Annotated in this window: 9 protein-coding genes and 1 pseudogene; all 10 read right to left on the bottom strand. The window is 45.6% G+C overall.

Going from position 1 to position 13,301, the window contains the following annotated elements; translation table 11 throughout:
- Positions 1-314: 314 nt before the first annotated feature.
- The 10 genes and pseudogenes from Q0502_RS01200 to Q0502_RS01155 all read right to left on the bottom strand — a co-directional run bounded on the left by Q0502_RS01200 (position 315) and on the right by Q0502_RS01155 (position 13,287).
- The gene (locus Q0502_RS01200) at positions 315-1,109 is read right to left on the bottom strand and encodes a ThuA domain-containing protein (RefSeq protein WP_298646194.1); all 795 of its coding nucleotides are present in this window, start codon (positions 1,107-1,109) and stop codon (positions 315-317) included.
- Positions 1,110-1,119: 10 nt separating this feature from the next.
- Positions 1,120-2,469 (bottom strand): Gfo/Idh/MocA family oxidoreductase, encoded by a 1,350-nt coding sequence (locus tag Q0502_RS01195; protein ID WP_298646193.1) that lies wholly within the window; start codon positions 2,467-2,469, stop codon positions 1,120-1,122.
- 66 nt (positions 2,470-2,535) lie between these two features.
- Positions 2,536-3,900, bottom strand: coding sequence for a Gfo/Idh/MocA family oxidoreductase (locus Q0502_RS01190; RefSeq protein WP_298646191.1), 1,365 nt, complete (start codon positions 3,898-3,900; stop codon positions 2,536-2,538).
- Between the two features lie 109 nt (positions 3,901-4,009).
- Positions 4,010-4,177: pseudogene (locus Q0502_RS01185) on the bottom strand (gfo/Idh/MocA family oxidoreductase); the annotation flags it as partial.
- Positions 4,178-4,239: 62 nt separating this feature from the next.
- Complete coding sequence (locus Q0502_RS01180; protein WP_298646189.1) at positions 4,240-5,232, bottom strand: sugar phosphate isomerase/epimerase family protein; 993 nt, start codon at positions 5,230-5,232, stop codon at positions 4,240-4,242.
- A gap of 254 nt (positions 5,233-5,486) precedes the next feature.
- Positions 5,487-7,733, bottom strand: coding sequence for a GH92 family glycosyl hydrolase (locus tag Q0502_RS01175; protein WP_298646188.1), 2,247 nt, complete (start codon positions 7,731-7,733; stop codon positions 5,487-5,489).
- 71 nt (positions 7,734-7,804) lie between these two features.
- Positions 7,805-8,782, bottom strand: coding sequence for a family 43 glycosylhydrolase (locus Q0502_RS01170; protein ID WP_298646187.1), 978 nt, complete (start codon positions 8,780-8,782; stop codon positions 7,805-7,807).
- Between the two features lie 86 nt (positions 8,783-8,868).
- Positions 8,869-10,332: a glycoside hydrolase family 71/99-like protein gene (locus Q0502_RS01165; protein ID WP_298646185.1), complete on the bottom strand. Its 1,464-nt coding sequence runs from the start codon at positions 10,330-10,332 to the stop codon at positions 8,869-8,871.
- Between the two features lie 181 nt (positions 10,333-10,513).
- The gene (locus Q0502_RS01160) at positions 10,514-11,275 is read right to left on the bottom strand and encodes a DUF3823 domain-containing protein (protein ID WP_298646182.1); all 762 of its coding nucleotides are present in this window, start codon (positions 11,273-11,275) and stop codon (positions 10,514-10,516) included.
- 20 nt (positions 11,276-11,295) lie between these two features.
- Positions 11,296-13,287: a RagB/SusD family nutrient uptake outer membrane protein gene (locus Q0502_RS01155; protein ID WP_298646179.1), complete on the bottom strand. Its 1,992-nt coding sequence runs from the start codon at positions 13,285-13,287 to the stop codon at positions 11,296-11,298.
- Between the last annotated feature and the right edge of the window lie 14 nt (positions 13,288-13,301).

The raw sequence follows: 13,301 nt of genomic DNA, 5'->3' as shown, positions 1-13,301 counted from the left end.
AAGGAAAGCTATTCGATTTGAGTGGGTTATTCTTTTTTATCCGAAACAGTTATACTCACTTTTGTATAACACTGGCCTTATTATCTTCCGAACATACCGTGAACCTGATTGGAGCCGTCATTGACGCGATCCGGGCAAGTTCTTTATTTTCGTCTTTATTCAAACTTTCCTGATATGCTGCCTTTTATTATAATACAAATTCTTCTGTTAAATGAATGCCTTTCGAGAACGAACCTGATCCCCCTCGATCTACAAAAAACATTACTGCCTGATTGTACAAACAGTAATGTAAAAAATATCCCTTTTATAAGATTTTATTTATAAATCGGCGAAAGCCATTTTTCCGGTCCTTTTTCCAGACTTTCCGCCGCCCACTTAATACCGCGTTTCATAATTTCAAGTGCTTCGGGCACCTCAAAATCACTTGCAACGTGTCCCAATGAAGAGTAGAAGACCCGCCCTTTTCCGTACTGTTTTTTCCATACCACAGGCATCACGGCGCCTTCAATCCAAAAGTCATGCTCTCCCGAGAAAGTCGTCGTTGCCAGTACTTTTATATTCGGGTCGATGTGCATATAGTATTGCTCCGATTTCATATCAAAATCTTTTAACCCTCCGGTAACAGGATCGTTTTTGTCGGTAATATTCACCGTATAGGAAATAATATTTCCCGGATGAGAGACCCATTGGCCGCCGACCATATATTGAAACTCGGTATTGTTTCGGAACGAATCGCCCATTCCCCCGTGCCAGCCTGCCAATCCTGCTCCCCGCTTAACGGCGTTACACAATGCCTTTTCCTGTAATCCGGAAAGTTCACCCATTGTATAATGCTGTACAATCAAATCTACATTTGCCATCAATAGGGAATCATCGTAGCAGGTAAGTTTATCGCATACGAAAACCTCCGCCCCTTCCGATTTTAACCAGGGTACGAATATATCCCGGCACTTTTCAGGTTCGTGGCCTTCCCAGCCGCCGTAAATGTACAACACTTTTTTGCCTTGCAACGCGTTTTTGTTTATTTTCAGGTTATCGGTTGCCATAATATGGGTTGTGCAAAATATTACTCCTATAAGAGTAACTACTGTTTTTTTGTAAAACTTCATACGATTAAAATTATTTATCCCGATAGGGTAATTTATAAGGATTTCTATATTGGTAGTAATACAAACGATGCGCTTCTGCCTCTTTATCGTCAAAATATCGTTTGGTTACCGGATCCCATTTCACAGGGCGTCCGAGTTCGTGTGCGATATTCACATTGCAGAAAAGAATATTCGTGGAAGCGCCTGCTTCAACAGGTGCAATAGGTTCTTTTCTGGATCTCACGCTATCGATAAAGTTCTGCATATGCGAAGCACTCATTTCGTATTCTCCGGCAGCGAAAGTTTGCTCCGATCTTTGTAAAAGATTCGGATCGGAACATTCAATATACCCTCTTGCTACTTTCAACCACGCTTTATCTCCGATGAAGTTGATACCTTTATCGTCCGGTTTGTCTTCACGGAAAGGTTGTTCGGTTATCACCTGTCCGTTGGCATATTTCATTGTAGCATATTTTGTTCCGTTATATCCTGCAGGTATATACTCGACAGGAGTCAATCCGTCCATACCTAACGCGGCCTGTGTAATATCGAAATGGTGAGCGCCCCAATCGCCGATAAATCCATTTCCGGTTTCCCTGTAATAACGCCATACGGCCCAATCGCCTGTCTCTTTCAGTTCGGGATAAGCGATAGGCGGACACATTTTGTGGTTGTAATGTACAACAGGAAAGTTTAACGGGCCAAGCCACTGGTTAAAGTTCAGGTTAGACGGTACGGGTTCTTCCGGCAGGTTGAACGGCGCGGGTGGTTCACCCACTCTAACGTGCACTTCTTTCACATATCCCAGGCTTCCGTTTCTCACCATAGAAATAGCTGTTTGAAACTCTTTGTCCGAACGTTGCTGGCTACCTACCTGCAAAATGCGGTTATTGTGACGAACTGCTTTTACTACAGCCAGACTTTCGGAAATATTGTACGACAATGGTTTTTGACAATACACATCTTTGCCTGCCTGACAAGAGTGAATCACATTCAACGCGTGCCAATGGTCGGGAGTAGCTATCTCGATAGCATCGATGTCTTTACGTTCAAGGAGTTGCTCATAGAAATCGTATGAATCACATCTTTCGGGCATACCTTTTGATTTTTGCCAGGAGGTTACAGCCCTTTTGAAGCGGTCGTTTTTGATGGAATCCACATCACAGCCAGCAGCCACCTGTACTCCGGGGCAGTGGGTAAAGGCGTGGAAGTCCCCTATACCTTGTCTTCCCAAACCGATAAAACCCAAAACTACCCTGTCGCTCGGAGCTATTCTAATCCCATTCATTGTCCAACTCGGCAGTATCGTCAGACTTGTTAATCCCAATGCGGATAGACCCAGGAATTCTCTTCTCGTTACTTTTTTTTGTTGATTTTGCATATGATTGTATATGAAAAAGTTTGGTGTTATAGAAATAATATGACCTGCAATCTCACAGAAATAAGATTACATCGGGCTTGACGGATCTTTTCCCGGAATAGGAACTACTCTTTCGTGGTAATCCGGTAACGGTCCCATTGCATAAGTTTCAGGGCCATATCGAAGATTCGATGCCATAATTTCGTCCCAGGTAATGGCTTGTCCCGTGTAAGCGGCTTCCCGTCCCATAATGGCAATCTGGGTAGAATATGCCAGGTCTTCCGCCTGGTTGATTTTTTTGTTTAATCGAATAGATTCCACCAGGTGTACATGCTCCTGAACATACGGATTTTTTACGGGTTTACTATTATAGTCATATTCCCACAACAGGTTTCCGTCCCAGTCCAGGAGCTTTATTTCTCCGCGATCGTTCAATTGCGCAATTCCTTTTGTTCCTAAGATCTGCTCGGATACGTTGCCGTCGCAACCGTCAATCTGACGTGCAGTGTGCAGCATACGCTTATGGTTATTATAGTAATAGTCCACACTGAAAAAGTCGAAAATATCACCTGTCAACCGACGGGCGGATCCACCGAAACCGACGGCTCTTACCGGCTGCTCTCCCATGAACCAGGTTACAATATCAATATTGTGAATACCCTGGTCGAGAATATGATCACCGCTCAACCATTTTATGTTAAACCAGTTACGAAGGCAATATTCCATATCGCTCCATTCGGGACGATGACGTCTGTTCCACCATGCTCCCTGATTCCAGTGAGAAGTGGTAGATACGATCTCACCGATGATTCCGTTTTTTATCTGGACATACGCTTCCCAGTAATCGCGGCGATGCCTTCTTTGATTACCGGTCACAACGGTCAATCCTTTCGATGTGGCTACTCTCGATGTCGATATCACCGTACGGATCCCCGTCGGGTCAACGGCACAAGGTTTTTCCATAAACACGTGTTTTCCCGCCTCTATGGCTGCTTTGAAATGCTCGGGTCTGAAATGGGTGGGAGTACACAACAATACCACATCGATATCCGGCATTTCCATGATTTTCCGGTACGCATCGAACCCTATAAAGCAATTGTTGTCCTCCACTTTATTGTCAAACTTTTCCGAAAGAACTTTGCGGCAGCTATCCATCCTGTCGGGAAATACATCGGCTAAAGCAACGATTGAGACATTTGGCCCTGATTCCAGAAATTGGCCGGCAGCCCCGGTTCCTCTGTCACCACAGCCTACAAGGGCCGCCTTCAATGGTTTTCCATCCGGTGCAATATCCACGAATGAAAACATTCCTAATTCCTCTGCAGAGTAGGTTTTGTCCGAAGCTTTTTTTGCGTTATCCGAACATGATGTAAAAATAGCCGGAGTTGCCACACCCAAAGGAATGGCAGTGCCCAACACAGCTGAGTTTGTTAAAAATTTTCTCCTTTTCATACGATTAAAACTATTTATTTTCACTAAAGTTAGATATTTGCTCGCCACGGCATGCTACAAGCAAGCTTGTCTTCTGCTCGTCTGGCTTAACGCAAATAGTTCAAAGGTATCATATGGAACCCGCTTCCGCAACAGTTTCAATAAATTGCATTCCCCTTACGCCATCGTAAACATTGGGGAAATCCAACATCTCCGGGGTGGTTTTCCGGCCTGTCTTATGAGCCATTACAGTAAGAGTAAAATTGCGATATATATTTGCGAAAGCTTCGATAAAGCCGGTGATGCCACCTCCGACCATTCCCATTTTTAATTTGCTGTTCTTCATACTCAATAGATAAATCATTCTTTTGTGAAAAAAGCGTCAAATGCATGTTTTGAAGTTTGAAAATCGATACGTTTGGTAAATTCGCATGATTCACGCGCACCGTGTTCACGATCCATTGCGCTATCTTCCCATTCTATCGAAAGAGGTCCTTGATAACCGATAGCGTTGAGCGCGCGAATGATTTCTTCGAAATTGATTTTCCCTCTTCCCACACTTCTGAAATTCCAATAACGACGAGGATCACCGAAAGGAACGTGTCCGCCGAACACACCTACTTGTTTGGGTGTATCACTCCAATAAGCATCTTTCATATGAACGTGAAAAATACGATCGGGGAACTGATAAATAAAATCCACATAATCCACACCCTGATACCCCAAGTGGCTCGGATCGTAATTGAAACCGAAGGCAGGGTGATTGCCAACCGCTTCCAATGCCCTGCGTGCCGAAAATGTATCGAACGCAATCTCGGTGGGGTGCACTTCAAGCGCAAAACGAACCCCCCATTTTTCAAATTCATCAAGAATGGGGATAAAACGACGGGCGAACTCTTTATAGCCGTCCTCAATCATAGATTCGGAAGCAGGCGGAAACGAATAAAGCAAATGCCATATGGGGCTTCCTGTAAATCCCACCACCGTTTTCACATCCAGTGCTTTGGCAGCTTTTGCCGTTAATATCAACTCTTCGGCAGCCCGTTGGCGAACACCTTCGGGATCGCCGTCGCCCCAAATGTAAGTGGGCAAGATTCCTTTGTGCCGCTCGTCGATCCGATCACACACCCCTTGTCCTACCAGATGGGTAGAAATTGTGTGTAGTTGTAATCCATTCTTTCCCAAAAGGTCTTTGATCCCTTTGTAATATTCGGGATCGGTTTGTCGGACGTCCAAATGATCGGGTAATCCCAGTTCAAGTCCGTCGTAGCCAAATTCTTTCGCTTTGACACATACGTTTTCCAATGATAAATCTCCCCATTGAAGAGAGTACAGTGTTACTAATCTAGGCATTTTTATGTAATTTATAGGGTTAATAATTTGTTGTTTCCCGGGAATATTAATTGTTTTTAGGCATCGCTTGACATCAAATTATATATCAACGTTTTCGTTAAGCAATACAAGCAGAAGACAAGCTTGCCTGGATTATGCCGTTGCGAGAATTGAAAATCGAGGAGCGAAGGCGACTCAAAACGACTAAATTTATTGAACGAAATAAAGGTACTCTTTTTTATCGGATTAGTAATATTACCCTCTTCTTTTGGGTTTCAGTTATTTTTGACTCCCTCTGAGGGTGGCGCATCCTGCGGGGCAGCGCCCCACGCTCTGTTGGCTTTATCGCCCATGACAAGCTCCAATATTCCGCCGTTTTTTATATCTTCGTGACTAAACCACGGCTTCGTCCATTCTTTACCATTCAGTCGTGCCGATTGAATGTATTTGTTGTCTTCACTGTTGTTTTTGGCAACAATACGCAATGTTTCACCATTGCCCAACTGCATCGTTACTTCGTTGAAGAACGGACTTCCGATGTTGTATGTCGGACTGCCCGGCGTTACCGGATAGAATCCCATTTGCGAAAATACCACGAAAGCCGACATACCGCCGCCATCCTCATCGCCCGGAACGCCCATCAGGTCATTCCTAAACCATCCGATTACCAGTTTGCGAATACGCTTTTGCGTTTTCCAGGGTTCTCCTGCGTAGTTGTAAAGGTAAGGGATGTGCAGCGAAGGCTCGTTCGCCATTGAAAATTGTCCCACGTTCCCTGTTTGGTCAGGCAGTTGGGCGTAAAATTCAAATTTACTTTTTCCAAGTGGCTCACGGAACGTTTGGTCGAGGTTCTGAATGAATTTTTCACGTCCGCCCATCAGGTGGATCAGGTCGGCCACATTATGTTGTACATCCCAACGGTAAGTCCAGGCGTTGTTCTCGCCATAATATTCACGTGCGCCCATTCCGCCCGAAAACTTGTAATCGAAAGGTTCGATGAAGTTCCCCTGCTTATCTTTCGGATGGAAGAAGCCCGTTTCCGCGTTGAAAAGGTTGCGATAATTATACGACTTTTCCAGGAAATATTCATAATCGTCCATCTTTCCCAACTCTTTGGCGATCTGTGCCAGACACCATTGGTCGTAGGCCGTTCCGAGCGTTACGGCCACAGGTTGGCGCTTTTCAAAACCATGTACTTCGGGGATCGTTTCCTTCTCGCCCTCTCTGAGCGCGGCAATATACCCGTTTTCATGATAGAACCTATCCAATTCGCCTGACGGTTTTGCCGACCAGGGAGCCAGTGTTTTTTCCATTATGGCGTTACGCATAGCCGGATATTTTTTCGCCAGATCAATGTTCTTTAATCCTTTTATGTATCCATCAATCACGGTAGCAATACCGTGATTGGAGTTCATCCGACGACTGTCGCCTGTAATTTCGGGGAAAGTAGGCCACCAGAATTCCGACATTTGCTCAGACATACGTAAAAAAGAGTTGAGGATATCGCTTTCCATTTCAGCCTCCACCAATACACGAAGGGGGTGAGTGGCACGGTAAGTATCCCAGATCCAATCATCGGTATAAAAAGGCGTTCCGTTGTCATTGCGGATATTTCCGTCAAAAGCGCTGAAATAACGTCCGTCTTCCGATATACAAACCGGGCGCTCGTATGTGCGATACAGCGAAGTGTAGAAAACCGTCCTGTCGTTTTCCGAGCCGCCGTCCACTTTGATCTTTCCCAATGTTTCGTTCCACACCTTCCGTCCTTTTTCCGCTACGGCTTTTGCATCGAAGTCCGGAATTTCCCTATAAAGGTTTTTCTTTGCCTGTCCGGCATCGATAAATGAAATTCCATAACGCAATCTCAACTGTAAAGTGTTTGACGGGTAAGATAATACAATATGCGCATTTGTTCCTGATGCTGTTTCGTTCTTTACACTTTGGGGTTGCACGTCAGGCTCCAGCCAGATGAAAATTTTTGTGTTGTTTTGCAGTTGTTGATAGCCCGAAAACGCTTTTCCGTCCCATTTCAACTCACCTCTTCTGGAATTCAGGATCAAGAACAGGGGATTTGTGCGGTCGAATTCCAGTTCATAGATTCCCGATTGATGGGAAACGGCATAATAGACGTTTGTTTCCTCCTCATCGAGATAAACAAAATAGTCGTAGGGTGTAATTTTCTCCCTGTCGTAGCTATAAGGAATAACCGGTCTTAACTCCGGTTCGTTTCCCTGGAAAACGCTCAGGTTGAATGCCGAACTTCCGCGATGACTTGTAACCGCGATCGGTAAACCGTTCAACAAGTCACCGGTATAGTCTGCCCGTTCGGGATAGATACGCAACATACTGTTAGGCAAGTGAACCGTCGGGTACGTAGGTACAAGCAGATGACTGATATTACCCATATAGGGATTGACGTAATCAACCAATTCCTGCGATTTTGTAGCAAATTGTGCGGTGGAAGAACATCCGGGCGACAATGCAATGGCAATAAAAAAGAATAGTTTACATGCTTGTTTCATATTTCGAATTTAAAAAAGCCTTGTAAATAAACAAAATAATATTATATCAACCAAACGCGAAGCAACAAAAGTTATCTCGTTTGTTGCACCATCTGAATAGTTCCGTCCTCATTAAAGAACAATTTATCTACACAAATCGAACGAAGATTGCCGCGCCCCGAAATGTCGCTGTTGTGGTAGAAAACATACCACTGGTCTTTATACTCCACTACCGACCCGTGATTGGTATCACAACTTGTCGATCCTAAGAACGTACCCTGATAGGCCCAGGGTCCTAACGGCTTATTGCTTGTGGCATATTTCATGCGGTTGGCTCCTCTCCCGTTTTCGGTATGATTATCGGAATAAGTAAGATAATAAATGCCATTTCTTTTGAAAACCCAGGTCGCTTCATGGAAATCGACCAATCCCTCCATAAAGGTCAAAGGCTCTGCCAGCTCTGTCATATTGTCGTGTAGTCTGGCTCCGGCACATCTGCCCCCGCCGCCATAATAGAAATAAGCTTGTCCATCGTCATCAATAAAAATGTTTGGGTCGATCATTGCGAAAACATCATCTCCCAAACCTTCGAGCCAATGATCCAACACGACGAAATCCGACGCGGGTTTATCGCTGACTGCGATGCCAATCCTCCAATTATCGTTCCACGGGTCATCACTCGGGTGAGGAAAATAAAAATAATACTTTCCGTCCTTATAGATACAATCGGGTGCCCACATAAAGGTAGCTCCGCCCGCGAGAGAGGGTTTTTTACCCCACGGTACATCGGCTGCTTCTACGATTTGCCCGTGATCTGTCCAATTCACCATATCGTCCGTCGAAAAAACGTGATACTTGTCCATCAGATCGCAACCTCTCGGCGGATTGATGTCTTGCGACGGGTACACGTACAAACGTCCGTCTTCCCAAACCCGGGCAGAAGGGTCGGCCGTGTAGATATGCGTTATAAACGGATTGGGGCCCAAGGTAACGGTATCCGTATTCTCTTTTTGTGCCTGGCAACTTACCATTGTGGTAACAGCAACAGCAGATAATAAAAATCTTCTCATACTTACTTATTCTTTTAGCTATTTCTATATTATTTTTTCGACCAATGTTGTCGTGATATTTCTGTTTTTATTTGATCAATCTCAATTTATTGCCTTACGGGTAATGTCTGTTTTAAGGGGATTTCTCCTCTCAACATCTTCCTTCCTTGCCCAGTAAGCCAGAGGTAATGGTCGGTAGGCAAATTGTCTTCGATCCCCAGGAAAGTAATATTCAACTCATCGGGAACACGCTTGCACCAATCATTCGCCCCGGGCAGATTCGTTATCGGCTGCGAACCAATGCTATAATTACCACCCCGGTAAGTCACGTAATAGGGCTCTTCCGGCTCATTACCCGGCACATCCTTCTGATTCAAAGTCTTATAAAGTGCCGTCCCCTCGTCTATTTCGTCAAACATGGCCATATACAACATTTGTGCTCCCGATTTAATGCTATGATACATCTGGTTCCACAAAAACTGCCCCCCGTACCGCTCATTCCTGTCTATATTATGAGGATGCATATTAAGATCCGATGAGCCGGGGAAACAAAGCGGCGCGTATTCCACATTGTTTGTTTTACACCACTGAATATCGCTTTCGATCAATGTGTGGAAGTCAGGAAAATTATTCATTCCGTAGCGACCTACAAACCAGGGCATGATCACATCGGCAGACCTGATGATCTCATGAAGTTTGGGATCGGGTAACGCGTCATTCCGTCTTTCGCGCCAGTAGGTGGGCACCCCCAGCATAATGCTGTACCCCATTTCTTTTAAGCCGTTCACGAGTGATTCCACGTCGGTAAGCGAGAAAGGGCGTCCGTCGTTGAAACCGACTCCCCATACGGTGATAAGCGGTTTTCCGTTCTGATGAAGATAAAATTTCTGCTTTGTACGATCTTTCAGTTGATAGGTATTCATTATTGTTTGGGCATCGTCAAGCGTTTTAGCAAGCCGGTCAGGTACAAACCCGCCCAGGTCGTACATAACGCAGAGAGCACGTTGATGTGTGTTCGAGGCTTCCATGGCGTACCCCAACACCGCATCGAAATGGTTTTTTCCGCTGGGATTGTCTATGACCTCACCAACGAAACGTTGCATAAACGCGCCGTCGATGCCATACTCTTTCATCCACTTGAAGTGAAGCATCACGCTCGATTTGTCATAGTTACTGTAAACCTGGGCTTTCTGCCCGTTCGGCAGAATAAAATTATCCGTCGTATATTTCACTTCATATTCCCTCATTTCGGGCCACATATCAATGCTATTTCTCCGTGGGCCCGGTGCGAACATATTACTCTCGCGATAATGGTACCAACCCCGGTCGGCACCGTCGTCAGGGGTGTTAAACCAACCTTGGTATCCCGCCATTACCAAACCGCGGTACGAATCGAACGGCTCACCCTCTTTGTGGGGTACGAAATCGGGTTTGTTGAAAATATCTTCCGGTGCCGGAGGTGGTTCGGGCGGTTTCACCGGCTCCGGTATGGTTTCCTCTCCGCTGTTGCAGGCGAGAGCGAATAATAGAATGCCGAATATGGCAAAATTATATATGTTTTTTAGTTTCATTGAATTGTCTCTTTGATTTATTTTCAGGGTGGCCCGGTATTTTCACCTTTACCGGCGCAAATTCACCTTCCGTGCCGTTATACCCATTGAATTCTAATAACTCTTTAAAAGCAGGAAGAGATAACCAGGCACCTCTCCCTGCTCAGAATGAAAAAATGAAAGAATAAACTACTTGCTAATATTAATCATTCGGAACCACGATTCTCTTTACCTCAGAGTAATTAAACTTCTGATCGGTATAGTTCACGTTGGCGCCCATACGCACATTGTAAGTGTAGCCTTTCTTCACGGGAACGGTAATCGTATAGGTTGCATCACTCTTGCCGTCACCGTCGGTATCTATGTTGCTCCAGGCTCTACGCAAGTTCACACGATAATCGTTCGTCCAATACTCGCCGATGTAATTGGCAGCGCCGCAATACTGGGTAAGACTTAGAAACGGACGAACTTCCAGTACGTTAGGAAGAGGTACGATTTCTCCATTGATGGTCATTTCCGTGAAAGGGGCGGAAAGGCGGCAAGACAAAGTGAGCGTAGTACCTTCGAGCACAGCCTCGAAATCGGTAATGTGCAGATAAGGTGTCACTTCGAAATGCTGCGTTACCGTTTTTCTGCCGATTGCTACATTACGAATAGTGTCGGCAGGCCAATAAGGACCGTTGTGAGGAAGCATATCGTAAGTTCCGGCAAAGAGTTTTTCGTTGTTGTACGTCCCGTCGAATCTCACGGGAATACTCTGCGGAGCAGGATTTATACTATAACTCATTTCCCATATACGGATATGCGTATCCCCGTGATCCGTAATAAAATTCTCTCCCGTAGTCTTGTCTGTCAAGCGTCCGGTAACATGTGCGTCAGGCGCATCGAAGTTGTCGATTTCCATGCAGGAAGCCATACAAAACAGGGAAGCAGCTATCAGCAAACTATATAATAACTTTTTCATACGATTTGTCTGTTTTTTTATTAATGTCCATCATTGCGAATGAGGTTCGGGTTTCTGTTGATTTGACCGCCCGGAATTTGTTGATGATAATTGGCCCTGTTGTAGTTCAAGCCTCTGTTCTCTTTTTCACGGTCGTTCAAAAAGATGTATTTACCTTCATTTACAACATAGTAACCCATCAGTCCGCGTGGATAAAAATTCTCCATTTTCGTATGTAACACGCGCCAGCGGCGAAGGTCGAAAAAGCGATGATTTTCGAAGGCAAGCTCGCGGGCTCTCTCGTCACGGATGAATTGCAGATTTTCGTCAATCGGATACAACGCGTTGATCTCTTCACTCACGTCTTCCGGAGCTGCTACCATTGTATAAGGACGAGCGCCTGCACGGGCGCGCACTTCGTTGATATACACAAACGCTTCTGCTTTCTGTGATTCGTTGCCTGTCAACAGTCCCAGCTCATACAGAGCCTCTGCTCGGTTCAAAAGCACTTCCGCGTAACGGAATACTTTGAACGGCGTGCTGCTTCGGTAAAGTCCGCGTTCGCCTGCGGTTGCCCTGGGATTCACATATTTGCGGATAAAAACACCCGTGGTGGAGCGACCTTCATCACCTCCCGACAAAGACAGACCATACAAGCCGTTGATTTTTACGCCAGGTACACCATCAACCGTCTGTATGTCAATTTCTCCTCTACCCGCGTGGGTTCTGATGCGATACTGTTCCATATAGTCGTTGGTCTGCGCATCGGCGGTCGCATCGGCAAGAGTGCCGGGGAATCTGCGGTATACACCTGCCTGCAGATCCATGACCTCTCCGGAAGCCAGCTCGGTCATACCCGAGAAGAAGAAAGTTCCCCTTGCGCGTGGCTCCATTTCTTCCGATTGCCAAAGATCGTTCAGACTATTGAAACGGACAGGCACTAAGTCTCCGTTCTCATTTTCTTCGGCAAGCGCCGGCATTTGATAGAGTTTTATCAAATCCCAGGCCGGGTGAAGCGCCGAACCTACGTCGCTTGCCAAACCTGTACCAAGTGGTAACACCATTGAGTCCCAGGAGTGATTCAATCGCGAGTTGTAGATGGATTGATTGCCGTACGGACCGAATAGTTTTACAAAAAGATCCTCTACGCCATTCAGATCTTCGGTAAACACTTCGGTAAAGGCTATCTCTTTGTTTGCACCGTCGTGCAAACGATAACCCCCTTCCTGGATAAAATGGGCAGCTTCGACCACATATTGGTAAAACTCCGCAGCCTGCTCACGCCGCATACCCATGAGTCCCGCATTGATAGCCGGTCCGGCGGTAATATTCAACGTCTCGAAATAGTTAGCCGTAGACCCTGCATACAGCATTGCACGTGTCATAAGCGCTGCCGCAGAGTAGCGATTGGCTCTTCCGGTAACACTTGTCCCGGCCATATTTTCCATCGCGAACTTCAGGTCTTCGTAGATAAATTTCCAGGAATCATATTCGGTAGAACGTGGTGTCCATAACTCTTCGAGCGGGGCAGCCGGGTCTTGTACCTCCCTGATGATCGGAACACCGCCGTAACGTTTTACCATACCAAAGTAATAGAACGCACGCAGGAAATGTGCTTCGCCTAAATATTCATTGATCTGTTCCTCTGAGTGAAAAGCCGAATAGTCGGGTATGGCTTCGATAAAATTGTTGATACGGCGGATGCGCTCATAGGGCCAATATTCAGGCGTACCGTCCCCATCTCTTCGTCCTGCCGCTTCGGCCCCAAGCACTGCGGGGCTGTTCTTTTGCGCCTCCCAATAGTTCCCGATGTCGTTTCCTGAAGCGTATCCCCTGTTATGGTAATAATTGAGGTCTTCTATCGGAAGTTCGTTGTAAATAGCCCCGAGGTAGGTTCTGATCCCGTAGTCGGAATTAAACAGCGTACCCTCGTCAAAAATACCTTTTGGCTCCAACTCCAGATCATGGCAGGATGAAACTGTAAACCCGAGAATAACTGCCACGAACAATATATATATATTATTTTTTCTCATTGTCATTATAATTA

Origin of the sequence: uncultured Proteiniphilum sp., assembly GCF_937873925.1 — a bacterium.
Classification (GTDB): Bacteria; Bacteroidota; Bacteroidia; order Bacteroidales; family Dysgonomonadaceae; genus Proteiniphilum.
Note: the sequence above shows the minus strand (reverse complement) of the source record. Positions and strands in the feature narration are given on the sequence as shown.

Excerpts from the sequence above, each read along its gene's own strand:
- Q0502_RS01200 (WP_298646194.1), bottom strand. The coding sequence starts at position 1,109 with ATGAAGTTTTACAAAAAAACAGTAGTTACTCTTATAGGAGTAATATTT.
- Q0502_RS01195 (WP_298646193.1), bottom strand. The coding sequence starts at position 2,469 with ATGCAAAATCAACAAAAAAAAGTAACGAGAAGAGAATTCCTGGGTCTA.
- Q0502_RS01190 (WP_298646191.1), bottom strand. The coding sequence starts at position 3,900 with ATGAAAAGGAGAAAATTTTTAACAAACTCAGCTGTGTTGGGCACTGCC.
- Q0502_RS01180 (WP_298646189.1), bottom strand. The coding sequence starts at position 5,232 with ATGCCTAGATTAGTAACACTGTACTCTCTTCAATGGGGAGATTTATCA.
- Q0502_RS01175 (WP_298646188.1), bottom strand. The coding sequence starts at position 7,733 with ATGAAACAAGCATGTAAACTATTCTTTTTTATTGCCATTGCATTGTCG.
- Q0502_RS01170 (WP_298646187.1), bottom strand. The coding sequence starts at position 8,782 with ATGAGAAGATTTTTATTATCTGCTGTTGCTGTTACCACAATGGTAAGT.
- Q0502_RS01165 (WP_298646185.1), bottom strand. The coding sequence starts at position 10,332 with ATGAAACTAAAAAACATATATAATTTTGCCATATTCGGCATTCTATTA.
- Q0502_RS01160 (WP_298646182.1), bottom strand. The coding sequence starts at position 11,275 with ATGAAAAAGTTATTATATAGTTTGCTGATAGCTGCTTCCCTGTTTTGT.
- Q0502_RS01155 (WP_298646179.1), bottom strand. The coding sequence starts at position 13,287 with ATGAGAAAAAATAATATATATATATTGTTCGTGGCAGTTATTCTCGGG.